A 17,281-nucleotide genomic window follows, 5' to 3' on the forward strand; every position below is an offset into this window, starting at 1 on the left:
TAATTGTATAATTTCCATAAAAGTACTATAATATAAATAACGATAGTTTAATATCGTTATAATTTTAATGATGATATAAACTTTATATCTTTATTAAAATTATATATTAACTTTAAAGGTATAAAATATGAGAAAAACAATAAATATTTTAACAGTTGGTATTTTTTCACTAGCAACAATTACCACTATTTTAACTAGTGTGAATCACTTTAATACTAGCAAAAATGATTTACAAAAAGCAAACGCTACTACTAATCAAACATCATTATTTAATAATCAATATCAATATTTAAATAATAGTGACTGAATTACTAACCAATCAACAACCGATCATAAATTTTATAGTTATGATACTTCAGCATTAAAAAGTTACACTTTTACCAATGCTAGAAACGTCTTCTTAGTAGATACAACAGGTAACCTAGTTTATAATACCAAAGTTACTATTCCTAATAAAGATAAATCAGATATTGAAAATACAAAACAAGAAATGATTACCAAGAAGAAAGTAACATCACTTAAAAGCAATCCTAATTATTCTGATGCTTACAATTTTAGTGAATATCAACAAAATAATTTGATTGGTGACAATAATTGAACATATTTACAATTTGGTGGTCTTGAACAAAATATTGATATTTCTAACATTGCTGGTGCTTCTAAAATCGAAAATAATAACAACCTTAGTGAGAACTTAGGATTATATTACATTGCTGATGCTGCTATTAATAATAAAATTTCTTTAGCAATAGCTTATAATATTAGTCAACAATTCATTAATAAAAGCAGTTTAAACAAACTAATTAGTAACCAATTAACAAATAATATTATTAACTTAATTGTTGAAAATAATAACATCTTTAACTTTATTAAAAATTCACCCCTTTTCCTAAATATAAAAGATTATTCATTAAACTTTATTTTTGATAATGATAATAACTTAGTAGCGATTTACTATACAAAATGAAATGTCCAAAATATAAAACAAAGTATTAACTATCATTATAAAGAAGACTTTAGCAATATTAATAAAAATGATTGATCAAAAAATAGTGATCAACAAATCATTTTAAATTGAACTAAATATGCAAAAAATTGAGAACAATTTTCACAACTTTATCCTAAATTTAATTTTAATAATTCTAAACTATCAATTAATAATATGGGTATATATAAAGAAAATAATAATCTTACTGGTGATACTAATAATATTACTACTAATAAAAATATTAAATATGAACTACAAAATCCTTATAAACTTGTAGCAATTTCTGATCTTATTATTCAACTTCCAATTATTGATCTTTATGTATACCATGATGATAATAATATTTATTATCAATGAAATGCACGTGTTACTTCATCACCAAATTTAATTGCTGGTTGTAGTTTAGCAATTGATTTAGATAATATTAGTTTTCAATTTAAAAAATAATTAAATTTAATATATAAAAAAATGATGCCTTAATTAAGGCATCATTTTTACAATGAATGTTGTCTTACACTACTTTGATTAGATGCTGATGATTGGTTTTCTACCATTTGATTAGAATTATTAATTAAATATTATTCGTGAATTTCTAAACACTCAACTTTAAGGTTTTCAATTCTTTTTAAAAATTCAGGATTATTAGATGTTTGATATTTTCTAGCATTACGTCAATTATACTCTTGACCTATGACATCTATTTTTTCTTTTACTTCATTAAGTTCTGACGCAATTGAAATTAATTGTTTAATATTAGGATTTGTTTTTAACTTTTCCTCATTTAATTGTTGTTTAATATATTGTACTAGTTCAGATGTTTTCATATAGGCAGGAGTCCCTACAGAATCTGAAATATCACCTAATATTTCTTTTTGAGTTTCATAAATTCTTCTTTCTACTTCAATTTTATTTTCAATTTATTCTAATAAACCTTCAATTTAATTCATTAATTATTTTTGATCTGCAATAATATTCATAATTTTTATCTTCCTTTTCACATATAATTTTAATTTAATAAAACCTAGTATAGTAATTTAGCTATACTAGGTATGAGCAATTATTAAATTATAAATACTATTATAACTATAAAATAAAAATTACGCAATCAACTATTATTTACTATTTTTAAATTTTCTAATTATTTTTTTGATCTAATATCATAAATAATCATTATATATGTTCTTTTTCTATTCAAGTTAAAATATCTTCTAAAATAATATTAATATTGGGTTCATTTAAAATTGCATGATTACCTTCTTCATAAAAACTATAAGTTATCCCCTGTCTTCAATGTTTATTATTTTTTGCAATTTTATCAAAATCAGCAAATATATCTTTTGCATATTGAACAATCAAAACCGGACATTTAGCACTATTAAGATTTTTCGGTACTTGTTTACTTAATTTTTGTGCTTGTAAGGAAAATAATAATGTAAATTTCATATTAGTCATTGCTCTAATTTTCCCTTTTTTAATATAATTAGAGTTAATAGAAATTGTTTTCATATCAAAAGTAATAGGTAATGGATGATGTTTATAAAATAGAAATCCTCAAATTGCATGACAAACTAATGAAGGTTTTATTTTAAATATTTGTTTCTTAGTAACAAAATTAGTTAAAATTGCACCATCAATCATTTTTGGTAATCTTTTAATTGCTAATGCTGTTAATGTAGAACCTAATGATTCACCCATTAATAAAATTTTTTTATTAGGATAACGTTCATTCAAAACCGTTATAATATCTTTAATATCATTAATAGTTGTTCCTAAAGTATGATATTTTCATTTTTCATTTTCTCCTCAACCTCGTTGATCAAAACTTAAAAATGAAATACCATGTTTAGTAAAAAAATTAGCAGCTGTTTTAAAGTCTGTTAAAGAGGCACTCATACCATGAATACCAATAATAATATATTTACTATTATCAACAAATTTAAATTCAGTATGTAAAAAATAGTTATCCCTAGTAATGATTCCCTCGTTACTTCATTGTGGAAAATGACGATTCAGTTCTCAGTGATAATCAATATGGAAAATTTGATAAATTCTATATAAAATATAAAGTATTATTAACATAGCTAAAACTACGATAAGTATTGCTCATCAATAATGTTGCCAAAAATTATCCATAATAAATGATACCCTCCAATAATATATAAATACTTACTAATATTTTATCAAATTAATTTTATTTTTATTAAAACAAAACCATTTAAGGTTTTGTTTTAATAAAAATATTTATTTCTTAGTTACTTCAGCAATTAATTGACCAACCGTTACTTGTTCATTATCTTTTACTACTTGCTTTACAACATAACCTTCCATTGTTTCATTAGTGAAAACAATTGGTGTTGTTACTTTTTTACCTTTATTCTTAACTTCTTGTAAATTAGCAACTACCATTACTTCTGATTTTTTAATTGGTTTACCTTGTTCAACTTTAATATCAAAGCCCTTACCAGCTAATTCAACAGTATCAATACCAATATGAACTAAACATTCAATACCTGTATTTACATCTTTAATACCATAAGCATGTCCTGTATTAAATACTGTTGCTAATTTTCCATCAAATGGTGATACAAATTCAACTCCATCTTTACCTTTATATTCAGGAATAATAGCAAAACCAGTCCCTAACATTTCCTGAGCAAATACTGGATCTTCAACTTTACTAAGGTTAATAACTTTACCAGTAACTGGTGCATAAATTAATAAAGGTAATTGTTTTTTTTTCTTGAAAAACATATGTCGATTCTCCTCAAAATTATGTAAATTAGATGTTTATAATTTTAACATTAAATAATGTAACTTTAAAAATAAATAATATTTTTATTTTTTTGATAAAAATTTTTCTACTATTGATTTAACTTCTTCATTAGTTTCACATTGTAATGCTTTTGATGCTAATATTTCTGTATCCTTTTTATTTAAAGTACTAATAATTTTTCTAGTTTCTAAAACACTAGATGCAGACATTGAAAATTCATCTAGCCCTAGACCAACTAGTAGTGGAACAGCAATTTTATCACCAGCCATTTCACCACACATGGCAACAGGACGATTATATTTATGTCCACCATCAATTGTCATCTTAATCAAACGTAAAATTGATGGATGATATGGTTGATATAAATAAGACACTTTTTCTGACATACGATCAGCGGCTAAACTATATTGAATTAAATCATTAGTTCCAATTGAAAAGAAATCCGCATATTTAGCAAATATTTCTGCATTAACTGCTGCTGCTGGAATTTCAATCATCATTCCAACTTGAATATCATCACTAATTTTAACTTTTTCTTTAATTAATTCTTTTTTGCAAGTTTCATATACTGATTTAGCTGCTTTAAATTCTTCAACAGTAGCAATCATTGGAAACATAATAGCTAATTTACCAAAAGTTGAAGCACGAATTAAAGCACGTAACTGAGTTTTAAAAATATCTTTACGATCTAAACACAAACGAATGGCACGATAACCAAGGAAAGGATTCATTTCTTTTGGTAAATCTAAATATGATAATTCTTTATCACCACCAATATCTAAAGTTCTAATAACAACTTTATGTTTAGTAGCAGACAATACTTTTTTATATTCTTCAAATTGAATATCTTCACTTGGAAAATCACTACTTTCCATATAAAGAAATTCACTTCTAAAAAGTCCTACTCCTTGTGCATCATATTCAATTGCTTTAATCATATCTTTAGGTGAACCAATATTTGCTTCTAACTTTACTTCATGATTATCACTGGTTTTAGTTAATTTACCTTTAAATACTAATAATTCTTTTTGTTCTTCAATTCATGCGTTTTGTTTAGCAACTCATTTATTTTTTTCACTACTATTTAAATCAATTCCAATTTCACCAGTATTACCATCTAATACACAAAATTGATTATTTTTTACTTTTGTAGTAACATTTTTTAATCCAAGAACTGCTGGAATACCAAGACTACGAGCCATAATTGCTGCATGAGAAGTTCTACCACCAATATCACATAAAAATCCTTTAACAAACTTAGGATTTAATTGACTTGTTTCTGAAGGTGTTAGATCATGACTAACAATAATTGTTTCTTCTTTAATTGCACTTAAATCAATAGTTTTAATATTTAAAATTTTACGTAAAATTCGATCACGAACATCAATAACATCAGCAGCACGTTCACGAAAATAATCATCATCCATTGCTTGCAATGTTGCAATTGCTTTATTAGCAGTGCTTTCTAAAGCATTAGCAGCATTATATTTTTCTTCTTTAATTAACTTTTCACTATCTTCAATTAATACTGGATCAGTTGTTACTAAAAAATGAGCTTCAAAAACAGCGGCTTTTTCTTCACCCAAAGTTTTTGTTGTATTTTGGATTAGTTGTTTAATTTCATCACCTGCTATTTTTAAGGCATCATGTAACTTTTTAATTTCTCCTTCTATTTCTTTTTCATTAATTTTTTTAGGATTAGTTTTGATAGTTTCATTTTTTAAGATTAATGCTTTGGCTAGAGCAATGCCATTACTAGCACCAATACCTTTCATTTTTAACATTATATATAGTTCACTCCTTATAAAATATGTTTATTAATAGTCTACTAAATTATAATAAAAAAAATGAAATATTGTATACAATATTTATTATAATTTAAACTTTTTATAAATAAAAATGATTTTAATATTTTTAAATATTTTTCATATATATTAATTCCTACTTTTAATGAAATTAAAAGTAGGAATCTTTTCACTATATTAATATAATTAGATAGTTACGCATTGGATAATAGAACGATCATGATTATGATTATTATTAGGAATAAGATATTCTCTATCTGAGTTATTTATATCTTGCACATCATTTTCATCTCATTCATTAATATTATTAATATGACCATTTATTCTTCTAGTAAGAAAACTTCTTCCATCACTAGCAGTATTTCCATTTGCTTGATTTTTTATATTTGGTAATTGAGATAATACTTCATCAATAATCTTTTGTTGTTTTTTTTGTTTATATTTTAATTTTGGCTTGGAATGGCAACTTTTTTTAGGACTGTTTTTTGGTAGACATTTGTGCTTGGTGTTTTATGGGGGTTAAGTAGTTTAGAGTGCTGTGGATTCTTATGTTGTTGTATCAATTGATACAATCAAATAATTCTAATTTTAATTGGATTAATGATGTAAAATTTTTATCATTATTAAACTCTGTTTTGAAAGTTTTGAAAGTTGCTTCAGCAACAGCGTTATCATAAGGACAACCTTTTTTGCTTAAAGAGTGGGTAATATTGAAGGCTAATAAAAGTTTATCAATAGTTTTATTATTAAATTCATTACCGCGATCGCTATGAAATATTTGAATATTTTTTAAACAACGATTTGAGCACATAAATGCTTGATATACTAATGATGCATCTTTTTTAGTACCTACACTATGTCCAATAATTTCGCGATTGTACAGTTCGATTAATAAGCAAATATAGTTTCATTTACCATTAACTTGAACATAAGTTAAATCACTAACAATAACTTCATTTTTAAGCCTATTATTAAAGTCTCTATTAAAAAGATTAGTAATTTGACTATCATTGACTTTATTATGATAATTTTTGTATGATAATTTAGTGTATTTTGATATTAAATTATGTTTATTCATAATTTTTTTAATTTTTCGTCTTGATAAATTAATTTTCTTTTCTTTTAGAACAACTTTTAATCTTCTTGTTCCATAAGCTTCTTTATTTTCTTTAAAAGCACTAATAACAGCTTCATCATACATATTATTTTGAATTTTATCTTCTTTTTTCTTGAAATTAAAATAATATGTTGATTTAGAGATTTTAAAAAAACGACACATTGTACGAATTTTATATTTAACTTTATTTTTAGTAATAATTTCTATTTTCTGCCTATTATTAGTGCTGCTTGCTTTAAAATATCATTTTCCATTCGTAATTGTTTTAATTCTTTTCTTAATTTAATTAATTCATTTTCTTCAACAGAACGGTTATATTTAGTTTTAAAACTGCCTGAATTAGTAAATTGCTTAATTCAATTATAAGTAGCTGCTCTTGTAACATTGTACTCTTTAGCAAGACAAGACACTGACTTACCACTTTGATATAAAGTTACTATTTGTTTTTTAAAACCTACATGTGAAAGATACATTTCATCCATCTGTGCTGTGCCATCATCAATGAACCCTGCATCTTGATTCCAAATTCTAGTTCTGATTTCATGACCCATTCTTCAAGCTGTTTTATATGTCACACCCAATTCCCTTGCAACATCTATTGATGGTATACCATGCTTTGTGTTTATTCATCTAAAGATGAGATAAAACCAAGATGTCAAAGGTGTTTGTGACTTGTGAAAAATGGTGTCATGAAGAATACTAAATGTTTGATGACATTTCAAACATTTAGTATTCTCAAATCAGAAACATTCAAACTAGAAGAAGCACACCCGATACATTTCATTACTTTCAACTTCGCTATATATTTCAAACAATTGTTTTCATTTTTAAATATGCTATTGAAAAATTATTTCAATTCATTTTTTCCTCGACACTAGTACATGTGGGGATAATTTCCTAATTTTTTTAGTTTTAGTAATAACTATTTCATTATTTTTTTCTACTCCCACCACTAAAGATTCCATATTTTGATTTCTTATACTGGCACTATTACCATTTATTGGACACATTTGTCTTTGCTTCTTTCCTTTTTAAACTTATATTAATAACACGTTTTCTCTATTATGTATAATTAAAATTTTATTGCATAAAGATTGAGAAAAGTTTCCAAAGATTTTTTAAACATATTTTAAAATTAACACAATATTTTAATTTTCTTTTTAAAGAAATATACGTTTTATTTTGAAATTTTAATATTTGTGTTAAATGTTCTATTTATATGTTTTTATATTAATTCAATTTTCTTATATTTATTGATTTTATTCCAATATCTCTTTTTAATAGAACTATTTAAATTAAAACTAAAAGTTCATAATATATATATTTATATATATAAGAAATTATTGTTTTACTTACAAAGAATAATTGAATCAACTAAATTTTATTTTTTCTATCAATATGTAAAAGAAAAACCCCATAAATAATATATTGTAATTTCATTAAATAAAAAATAAGAATATATAACTAGATTTATTTTAAAATAACAATATATTTTTCCTTTAAGACATTACAAAAAAACATAAAAAAAACTACTTAGTAAAAATAAAAAATAATACTAGTAGGCTAATAACCAATAATTTTGTGTGTCTTAAATTTATTATAACACCGCAACTTTGAAAATTAATAAAATTTTATTAATTTTATTATTAAAATATCATTTTAAATAAAAAAAATTAGCACCATAATAAGGGTGCTAATTTAATAATATTTTTATAATATTTTATTATCTTGATTTTTTGTTCATAGTAAAGTTAATGAAATAATAGCAGCAGCAATACAACCATAAAAGTAATAAAATACATAATCTCAGTTTTCATTACCAAAACCAGCAATTACTACTTTTGAAAAAAAAGCATCACCAAGAAAATAACCAGATAATCCTGTAAATCCTGAAGCAGTAGCGGCTGCTTTCTTATTTGTTAGTTCAATAGCAGTAGCACCAATCATCGCTTGTGGCATATAAACACCAAAACCAGCAATCATTAAAGCAGAAATAAGCATAGGCATATTACCACGAGGAGCAACTTGCAATAAAACCAGTCCACAAAGTGCAATTAATAATCCAAATATCATTAATGGTGCTTTACGATTATTAAAAAATCACTTAGCAAAATATGCTGCAGAAATACCACCAAATAAACCAGATAATTCAAAACAGGCAGCAAATCATTTACTATGTTTTAAATCTAAACCATGAACATCTTTCATTAAAATTAATGTTCATCCTGCCATTCCTTGTCGTACAACATATACTCAAATATTAGCAAATGCTAATATTCATAAAAATTTATTTTTTAAAATATACTTTACAAAAATTTCTTTTCAATTAAGTTCTGCTTTTTCTTCTTTATGTTCTAGAACACCTTTTCATTTTTCAACAGTAGGTAACCCTTCTGCTTCGGGGCGATCACGTAATCCTCATAAACATAATGGAATCATAACTAAAGCAAAAATACTAGGAATTCAAAAATATAAACCATAAATTGTTCCACCCGGATCAAGTACTGTTACTAAAGAAATAACAACAACTGGTAATAAAGCAGCACCAATATTTTGTCCTGAGTTTCAAATTCCAATACGTCCTGAACGTTCTTTATCAGTAAATCAATGAGAAAATAGTCTAGCTGTAGCTGGTCAACCCATACCTTGGAAAACAGCCAACATCGCAATCAAACTCAACATCATTACAAATGGGCCAACACTAATTTTAGTTCCAGCAAAAGCAACTACACCACCCATAATAATATTTAAAATAGAAGAAACAAATAATCCAACAATCATGATTACTCTTCCTGAACTACGGTCAGCGACATTTCCAACAATAAATTTAGCACCCCCATAAACAACCGCAAAAATTGTTCCCATTAAAGCATACTCCATTTTAGTTATGCTACCATTGCTTTCTAAAGCAGAACCCGCTACTGTATACGCTTGACGAGTAAAGTAGTAAAGAATATATGATAAAATGCTAAAACCAAAAACTTGATTACGTAAAATAATAAATTTTTTATTAACTTGCTTTAAGTCTTCACTAAAAATTTCTTTTTTTGCAGGTGGCTTAAAAACACATGCAAGTCTATTAAAAACAGACATTTTTTTTACTCTCCTTCTAAAAGGATGCATAAATTATAGTAACCCAAATAACCTGCTCTTAAAAACTTAATATAAACATACTTTAACACATAGGTTTTTACAATTTTTGTTTTTGTGGAAAAATAAATAATATTAAAAATTAAAAAATAACTCTCTACCAAACTATTTTTTTGAAATACCATAAATAAACATTAACTCTACACCTTTTAAAATTCATTTACATTTATTTATTAAACAGTTTTATAAAATGTAGCAATAATTTATTTATCCCCTTCTCAAATTGTTTAGTTCTAACCTATATATTTCAGATTATAACAGATATATTCTAAAATTGAAAAGATATTTCTTTAATTTTAAAAAAAATATGGCTTTTATCCCTTTATGTACTATTTTTAAATTTTATCACATAAACGGAGATAAAAGCCTATCTAGGAAATTATCCCCTCATGTATCTAAATCAAACACAAAATTATAGTTTCAAAACTAGGTATCTTATTGGATTTATATGCAGTTTCTTTTTCATATAAATGAATATTGTGTTTTGAAAATTTTATGTGTGTTCGGAAAGTTCGTCGGATGTGTTTTCATGCAGATTCAATCTGGTTTGTGTTTACACCTTTTGATGACAAATTGAATGGGTTACACTTTATTGGACACTAATTACGTAAACAAGTGAACAAATTAGTTAAAAGAAAGGAATTATAATTATGGCCAATATTAACTCATATTCAGATGAATTTAAAAAACAAATAGTAGTTTTATATCAAAGTGGTAAGTCAGTGTCTTGTCTTGCTAAAGAGTACAATGTTACAAGAGCAGCTACTTATAATTGAATTAAGCAATTTACTAATTCAGGCAGTTTTAAAAACAAAGATAACCGTTCTGTTGAAGAAAATTAATTAATTAAATTAAGAAAAGAATTAAGACAATTAAGAATGGAAAATGATATTTTAAAGCAAGCAGCACTAATAATAGGCAGAAAATAGAAATTATTACTAAAAATAAAGTTAAATATAAAATTCGTACAATGTGTCGTTTTTTAAAAATCTCTAAATTAAAATATTATTTTAATTTCAAGAAAAAAAAGATAAAATTCAAAATAATATGTATGATGAAACTGTTATTAGTGCTTTTAAAGAAAATAAAGAAGCTTATGGAACAAGAAGATTAAAAGTTGTTCTAAAAGAAAAGAAAATTAATTTATCAAGACGAAAAATTCAAAAAATTATGAATAAACATAATTTAATATCAAAATACACTAAATTATCATACAAAAATTATCATAATAAAGTCAATGATAGTCAAATTACTAATCTTGTTAATAGAGACTTTAATAATAGGCTTAAAAATGAAGTTATTGTTAGTGATTAACTTATGTTCAAGTTAATGGTAAATGAAACTATATTTGCTTATTAATCGACCTGTACAATCGCGAAATTATTGGACATAGTGTAGGTACTAAAAAAGATGCATCATTATTATATCAAGCATTTATGTGCTCAAATCGTTGTTTAAAAAATATTCAAATATTTCATAGCGATCGCGGTAATGAATTTAATAATAAAACTATTGATAAAATTTTATTAGCCTTCAATATTACCCACTCTTTAAGCAAAAAAGGTTGTCCTTATGATAACGCTGTTGCTGAAGCAACTTTCAAAACTTTCAAAACAGAGTTTATTAATGATAAAAATTTTACATCATTAATCCAATTAAAATTATAATTATTTGATTGTATCAATTGATACAACAACATAAGAATCCACAGCACTCTAAACTACTTAACCCCCATAAAACACCAAGCACAAATGTCTACCAAAAAACAGTCCTAAAAAAAGTTGCCATTCCATATGCTATTGAATTCATTTCAATTCATTTTTTCCTCTACACTAGTACATGTGGGGATAATTTCCAAAATAATTTACAATTTTCTTATAAATTTATTCTAAAAAAATTATAAATATTTATATAGTAATAACTAAAATTAAAAAAATTATTTTATCGTTTAATGTTTTAAAAATTAAAACTAATGATAGAATTAAACCATAAAATAAATTAAAAGAAAAGGTAGTGAACACATGCATAATGAAAGCAAAATACAACATATTAATTCTATAAAAGAAGTTGAGCAACTTTTACAATCAAAAAAAATAACAGTAATTGATTTTTCAGCAGAATGATGTGGTCCTTGTAAAATGTTAGGGCCGAGATTTGAAAATGTTGCTAATGACGAAAAACACAAAAATATTAATTTTATTAAAGTTGATATTGACAAAGCTAAAGAACTAGCAAAAGAATATGAAATCCAATCAATTCCAACATTAATTTATTTTAATAAAGAAGGAAAAGAAGTTAAAAAAACTTTTAGTTTAGTTTCTGAAAAAGATATGACTAATATTATCGAAGAAATGGGAAAATAAGGTATTTATAATGGCTATTAAATTAATTGTTCTTGATCTAGATGGAACTTTACTAAAAAGTAGATGAAAAATTCATCCTAAAAATCTAATTGCAATTCAAAAAGCATATCAAAAAAATATTAAAGTTATTATTGCAACAGGAAGAGCACCAAGTTCAACCATTGATATTGCAAAAGCATGTTTAATGCACGAAAAAACCGGTCATATTATTTGTTATAATGGTGGTAACATCCTTGATATTACTAATGATAATAGATTAGATATATTATATGAAAAATCATTAACAAAAGAGCAAATACAAACAATAGTTAAATTTGCTAATAAAAATAATTTAGCAATGTGAGGATATAGTACCGATAATAAAACAGGCTTAATTAATCGTAGATCACTAAAAGTTAAAATTATGGAAAATTTTAATAACCTACCAACTAAACAAATTGATGATAATACCGATGATGGTATGTATAAAATTTTATTATTTTGTAAAAAGAAAAAACAAGTTAATCCAATTTTAGAACAATTAAATACTATAAAAGATTTAGAACTTGCTACTTCTTCTCATAGTGTTATCGAAATTAATCCAATTGGTGTTAATAAAGCTGTTGCTGTACAATTTTTATGCAAAAAATGAAATATTACTCCTGACCAAGTACTAGCTTGTGGTGATGGTATGAATGATTATAAATTAATAAAGTGGGCTAAATATGGTATTGCAATGCAAAATGCTCATCCTAATTTAAAAGAAATAGCATATGATGTTACTAGTAAAAATACTTGTGGTGGTGTTGCAAAAGCTATCGATAAATATGTATTGCCTAAATCAGAGTTTGAATAAATAATAGTTTAATTTTCTAATATAATTTATTTTTAAATAAAACTTTAAAAATACTGGTAATTTTCCAGCATTTTTAATTAAATATCCTTTATACTTAAATAAATATTTTTCAAATTTACATTCTTTTAATATAAACTAACTATTAATTGAATTATTAAAAGTAGCTTTATCTAATACTATAGAAAAAGTAAGAATATCATTATAAAAAAATGAATCTTCACCAATTCAAAATTTAATATAAATACCAGAAGAATCATGTCAAATAAAAACAGATGAATTAATATATGCATGTCACATAAAACCACTTACAGAAAAATTATTTTCAATTTTAGCAGAATTATCAATCGCTTCTGTTATATCTTTTGTGCTAATTTTAATATTATGTTTTTGAGTACTTTGACTTGAATCACCAGCAGAAATAAAAGAATTATTATCAAAACTGATAATAGGAAATAAAGTAGTAAAGTCATCACAAGATTTAGCATAGTTAGTTCAATTTGAAAATATATTTTTGGCTTTTATCCCTTTATGTACTATTTTTAAATTTTATCACATAAATGGAGATAAAAGCCTATCTAGGAAATTATCCCCACATGTATCTAAATCAAACACAAAATTATAGTTTCAAAACTAGGTATCTTATTGAATTTATATGCAGTTTCTTTTGCATATAAATGAATATTGTGTTTTGAAACTTTTATGTGTGTTCGGAAAGTTCGTCGGATGTGTTTTCATGCAGATTCAATCTGGTTTGTGTTTACACCTGTTGATGACACATACCCAACTTCATGATTTACTATTTCATGTTTGTGATAGAAGTTTTTGAAACTTCCATATTCCTTCCAAGAATCCGTAAACAAACAACACCCAATAGAAATGTGTTTCAATGCAAATCATAAAAGGTTTTTCTCATCTGCTTTTTTTAATACTTTCACAATTAGTTTGTTGCTGGTTTTCTCATAAACTCCAACAATTAAGGTTTTATTCAGCAAGGATCTTCCTTGTTTTTTAAAACCTACATGTTAAAGATACATTTCATCCATCTGTGCTGTGCCATCATCAATGAACCCTGCATCTTGATTCCAAATTCTAGTTCTGATTTCATGACCCATTCTTCAAGCTGTTTTATATGTCAGACCCAATTCCCTTGCAACATCTGTTGATGGTATACCATGCTTTGTGTTTATTCATCTAAAGATGAGATAAAACCAAGATGTCAAAGGTGTTTGTGACTTGTGAAAAATGGTGTCATGAAGAATACTAAATGTTTGATGACATTTCAAACATCTTATTCTTCTCAAATCAGAAACATTCAAACTAGAAGAAGCAGACCTGATACATTTCATTACTTTCAACTTCGCTATATATTTCAAACAATCATTTTCATTTTGAAATATGCTATTGAATTCATTTCAATTAATTTTTTCCTCCACACTAGTACATGTGGGGATAATTTTTATATTTTTTTGCTCACTATTATAAACATTTGTAGAATCTGTTCCATTATAATTAGTAGTATAATTAAAATTTACATTTTGTGTAATATTATCATTTTTAAATTTATTATAATAAATTTCAATTAAATTATTATCTTTATCAAAAATATAGTTTAATGAATAGTTTTTGTCGCTAATATTAAATAGTAGATTATAAATAAAATTATAAATATCTTTATTATCAATAATTAAATCAATAATTTTAGTAACTGGAATGGCAACTTTTTTTAGGACTGTTTTTTGGTAGACATTTGTGCTTGGTGTTTTATGGGGGTTAAGTAGTTTAGAGTGCTGTGGATTCTTATGTTGTTGTATCAATTGATATAAGCAAATAATTCTAATTTTAATTGGATTAATGATGTAAAATTTTTATCATTATTAAACTCTGTTTTGAAAGTTTTGAAAGTTGCTTCAGCAACAGCGTTATCATAAGGACAACCTTTTTTGCTTAAAGATTGGGTAATATTGAATGCTAATAAAACTATTGATAAACTTTTATTATTAAATTCATTACCGCGATCGCTATGAAATATTTCAATATTTTTTAAACAACGATTTGAGCAAATAAATGCTTGATATAATAATGATGCATCTTTTTTAGTACCTACACTATGTCCAATAATTTCGCGATTGTACAGGTCGATTAATAAGCAAATATAGTTTCATTTACCATCAACTTGAACATAAGTTAAATCACTACAATAACTTCATTTTTAAGCCTATTATTAAAGTCTCTATTAACAAGATTAGTAATTTGACTATCATTGACTTTATTATGATAATTTAGTGTATTTTGATATTAAATTATGTTTATTCATAATTTTTTTTAATTTTTCGTCTTGATAAATTAATTTTCTTTTCTTGTGTTTAATATTTTTTTATTTTCTTGTTCCATAAGCTTCTTTATTTTCTTTAAAAGCACTAATAACAGTTTCATCATGAATATTATTTTGAATTTTTATTTTTTTTCTTGAAATTAAAATAATATGTTGATTTAGAGATTTTTAAAAAACGACACATTGTACGAATTTTATATTTAAGTTTATTTTTGATAATAATTTCTATTTTCTGCCTATTATTAGTGCTGCTTGCTTTAAAATATCATTTTCCATTCTTAATTGTTTTAATTCTTTTCTTAATTTAATTAATTCATTTTCTTCAATAGAACGGTTATCTTTGGTTTTAAAACTGCCTGAATTAGTAAATTGCTTAATTCAATTATAAGTAGCTGCTCTTGTAACATTGTACTCTTTAGCAAGACAAGACACTGACTTACCACTTTGATATAAAGCTACTATTTGTTTTTTAAATTCATCTGAATATGAGTTAATATTGGCCATAATTATAATTCCTTTCTTTTAACTAATTTGTTCACTTGTCTACGTAATTAGTGTCCAATAAAGTGTAACCCATCCAGATTTTTATTTTATTAGCAATCATTTCTCTAATACTATTAGTACTATTAAATGCTTCAATTGTGGTTACCTTTGTAATAGTAAATTCACCAATAACTTATTCTTTAGAACAAATATTATTGTTACTATTATTATTATTATTATTATTTATTTTTTCTTGAAGTTCTTTTTTATTATTTTCTAAAAGTTCTTTTTCTAAATCTTTTTGTTTTTGTTCTAAATCTTTAATTTCTTTATCAATTTTAGCTGCTTTATCATAATCAGCATCTTTTACAAATTGTTCTTTTTCTTTAATTAAATTATTTTTATTTTTTTGATAATAGTATGGCATTTAAAACAAGGCATTTTTGCTCTAGTATGAAATTGTAATTCTTGTTGATAGTAACCTGTTACACCAAGGATTGAAGTATAACTACTAATTGTTGATCCATCTTTTTATTAATTGTTTCACAACATTGACTATTATCATTTTTTTCATTAGATTGACAATTATCAAGTTTTTCATTTTTCTCTTTTAATTGCTCTTGTAAAATTTGACAATTAATTAAATGAATCTTATTTTTTTCTTCTTCTTTTATTAAAATTTCCAATTGTTTTTTAACACTATTGATTTGTTTTTCAATAGTTTCTTTTTCTTCTATATTAGTTTCTAAGTTCTCTAATGACTTTGGATCATTTTTAATATTTTGAATTTCTTTTTCCTTTTCTTTTAATTTCTTTTCAAGTCTTTCTAATTTCTCTTTTAATAATTCAATTTTAGGATTAGGCTTTATTTCGTTATTATCTTTTTCATTTAATTGTTTTCTTAATTTTTCAATTTCTTTATTCGCTTCTTCTAACTTAGACTCTACTTCTTCTTTAGCCTTACTAGTTTCATCTAATTTAGATTGAACTTCCTCTTTTTCTTGAGTAATTTTTTCTAGTTGCTTTTGTAAATCTTCTACAGAAATATTTTCTTCATCACTAGTATCCATTGATTTTTTCTTCTTCTATATATGTTAAAAATAACATTTTTTATAATCTGATTTTTAATTAAATTTAAAAATAAAAATATCAGAATAGTTCTGATTTATATCAGTAGTTTCCTTGTACCAATATTAAGATTCATCAAAAATATAATTTTTTTAATTTTATTTAATATAAACAATTGTAAATTTAAAAAAGTATAAAATAATATTGAATTATATGGTATTTTGATTAAATCCCAATTTAAATTTATAATTGAAAAAATAAATATACAATAAAAAAAGTAGTTTAATTTACTAAAATACTTTTTTTGATTTATTAAATTTCAAAATCACATAATTATATAATATAGAAATATTATTATACATTTACT

General features: G+C 24.4%; 19 protein-coding genes and 2 pseudogenes. 6 read left to right on the plus strand and 15 right to left on the minus strand.

Features of this window, described 5'->3' with window-relative positions:
• Window positions 1-127: 127 nt before the first annotated feature.
• The gene (locus AC6I4F_RS03585) at window positions 128-1,435 is read left to right on the plus strand and encodes a hypothetical protein (protein ID WP_497874416.1); all 1,308 of its coding nucleotides are present in this window, start codon (window positions 128-130) and stop codon (window positions 1,433-1,435) included.
• Window positions 1,436-1,566: 131 nt separating this feature from the next.
• Here AC6I4F_RS03585 and AC6I4F_RS03590 read toward each other — a convergent pair whose 3' ends face one another.
• The 9 genes from AC6I4F_RS03590 to AC6I4F_RS03630 all read right to left on the minus strand — a co-directional run bounded on the left by AC6I4F_RS03590 (window position 1,567) and on the right by AC6I4F_RS03630 (window position 10,405).
• On the minus strand, window positions 1,567-1,812 hold the full coding sequence (locus AC6I4F_RS03590; protein WP_497874417.1) for a hypothetical protein: 246 nt from the start codon (window positions 1,810-1,812) through the stop codon (window positions 1,567-1,569).
• 346 nt (window positions 1,813-2,158) lie between these two features.
• On the minus strand, window positions 2,159-3,121 hold the full coding sequence (locus tag AC6I4F_RS03595; RefSeq protein ID WP_497874418.1) for an alpha/beta hydrolase: 963 nt from the start codon (window positions 3,119-3,121) through the stop codon (window positions 2,159-2,161).
• A 108-nt stretch (window positions 3,122-3,229) separates the two neighbouring features.
• On the minus strand, window positions 3,230-3,739 hold the full coding sequence (locus AC6I4F_RS03600; protein WP_497874419.1) for a PTS sugar transporter subunit IIA: 510 nt from the start codon (window positions 3,737-3,739) through the stop codon (window positions 3,230-3,232).
• An 84-nt stretch (window positions 3,740-3,823) separates the two neighbouring features.
• Entirely contained in the window at window positions 3,824-5,548 is a 1,725-nt protein-coding gene (ptsP, locus tag AC6I4F_RS03605; RefSeq protein ID WP_497874654.1) for a phosphoenolpyruvate--protein phosphotransferase, read from the minus strand.
• A 490-nt stretch (window positions 5,549-6,038) separates the two neighbouring features.
• Window positions 6,039-7,165, minus strand: a protein-coding gene (locus tag AC6I4F_RS03610) for an IS3 family transposase (RefSeq protein WP_497874655.1) whose coding sequence is annotated in 2 segments (ribosomal slippage) — window positions 6,039-6,922 and window positions 6,922-7,165 — 1,128 coding nt in all. Because the reading frame shifts where the segments join, the coding sequence is not laid out codon by codon here.
• 140 nt (window positions 7,166-7,305) lie between these two features.
• Window positions 7,306-7,494, minus strand: a complete 189-nt coding sequence (locus AC6I4F_RS03615; RefSeq protein ID WP_497874420.1) for a hypothetical protein — start codon at window positions 7,492-7,494, stop codon at window positions 7,306-7,308.
• Between the two features lie 25 nt (window positions 7,495-7,519).
• On the minus strand, window positions 7,520-7,693 hold the full coding sequence (locus AC6I4F_RS03620) for a hypothetical protein (protein ID WP_497874421.1): 174 nt from the start codon (window positions 7,691-7,693) through the stop codon (window positions 7,520-7,522).
• Window positions 7,694-8,393: 700 nt separating this feature from the next.
• Window positions 8,394-9,776 carry an MFS transporter gene (locus AC6I4F_RS03625; protein ID WP_497874422.1) on the minus strand — a complete coding sequence of 461 codons (1,383 nt, stop codon included), beginning with the start codon at window positions 9,774-9,776 and terminating at the stop codon, window positions 8,394-8,396.
• 452 nt (window positions 9,777-10,228) lie between these two features.
• Window positions 10,229-10,405 carry a hypothetical protein gene (locus AC6I4F_RS03630; RefSeq protein ID WP_497874423.1) on the minus strand — a complete coding sequence of 59 codons (177 nt, stop codon included), beginning with the start codon at window positions 10,403-10,405 and terminating at the stop codon, window positions 10,229-10,231.
• A gap of 78 nt (window positions 10,406-10,483) precedes the next feature.
• Between AC6I4F_RS03630 and AC6I4F_RS03635 the strand changes: the two genes are divergently transcribed.
• The 5 genes from AC6I4F_RS03635 (at window position 10,484) to AC6I4F_RS03655 (ending at window position 13,031) form a co-directional block, all read left to right on the plus strand.
• Complete coding sequence (locus AC6I4F_RS03635) at window positions 10,484-10,675, plus strand: transposase (RefSeq protein WP_497874424.1); 192 nt, start codon at window positions 10,484-10,486, stop codon at window positions 10,673-10,675.
• Window positions 10,676-10,880: 205 nt separating this feature from the next.
• Window positions 10,881-11,147, plus strand: coding sequence for an IS3 family transposase (locus AC6I4F_RS03640; protein WP_497874425.1), 267 nt, complete (start codon window positions 10,881-10,883; stop codon window positions 11,145-11,147).
• Window positions 11,148-11,188: 41 nt separating this feature from the next.
• The gene (locus AC6I4F_RS03645) at window positions 11,189-11,500 is read left to right on the plus strand and encodes a transposase (protein WP_497874656.1); all 312 of its coding nucleotides are present in this window, start codon (window positions 11,189-11,191) and stop codon (window positions 11,498-11,500) included.
• 354 nt (window positions 11,501-11,854) lie between these two features.
• Entirely contained in the window at window positions 11,855-12,196 is a 342-nt protein-coding gene (trxA, locus tag AC6I4F_RS03650) for a thioredoxin (RefSeq protein WP_497874426.1), read from the plus strand.
• A gap of 10 nt (window positions 12,197-12,206) precedes the next feature.
• Window positions 12,207-13,031 carry an HAD family hydrolase gene (locus AC6I4F_RS03655; protein ID WP_497874427.1) on the plus strand — a complete coding sequence of 275 codons (825 nt, stop codon included), beginning with the start codon at window positions 12,207-12,209 and terminating at the stop codon, window positions 13,029-13,031.
• Between the two features lie 135 nt (window positions 13,032-13,166).
• Here AC6I4F_RS03655 and AC6I4F_RS03660 read toward each other — a convergent pair whose 3' ends face one another.
• The 6 genes and pseudogenes from AC6I4F_RS03660 to AC6I4F_RS03685 form a co-directional block, all read right to left on the minus strand.
• On the minus strand, window positions 13,167-13,328 hold the full coding sequence (locus AC6I4F_RS03660) for a hypothetical protein (protein ID WP_497874428.1): 162 nt from the start codon (window positions 13,326-13,328) through the stop codon (window positions 13,167-13,169).
• 302 nt (window positions 13,329-13,630) lie between these two features.
• A pseudogene (locus AC6I4F_RS03665) lies at window positions 13,631-14,026 on the minus strand (transposase); the annotation flags it as partial.
• A 27-nt stretch (window positions 14,027-14,053) separates the two neighbouring features.
• Window positions 14,054-14,845, minus strand: coding sequence for a hypothetical protein (locus AC6I4F_RS03670; RefSeq protein ID WP_497874429.1), 792 nt, complete (start codon window positions 14,843-14,845; stop codon window positions 14,054-14,056).
• Window positions 14,755-15,867: pseudogene (locus tag AC6I4F_RS03675) on the minus strand (IS3 family transposase). The gene AC6I4F_RS03670 and the pseudogene AC6I4F_RS03675 overlap by 91 nt, the downstream one beginning before the upstream one ends.
• A gap of 172 nt (window positions 15,868-16,039) precedes the next feature.
• Window positions 16,040-16,273, minus strand: a complete 234-nt coding sequence (locus AC6I4F_RS03680; RefSeq protein ID WP_497874430.1) for a hypothetical protein — start codon at window positions 16,271-16,273, stop codon at window positions 16,040-16,042.
• Window positions 16,274-16,331: 58 nt separating this feature from the next.
• Window positions 16,332-16,916: a hypothetical protein gene (locus AC6I4F_RS03685; RefSeq protein ID WP_497874431.1), complete on the minus strand. Its 585-nt coding sequence runs from the start codon at window positions 16,914-16,916 to the stop codon at window positions 16,332-16,334.
• Between the last annotated feature and the right edge of the window lie 365 nt (window positions 16,917-17,281).

The sequence above is a fragment of the Spiroplasma ixodetis genome, from assembly GCF_059729505.1.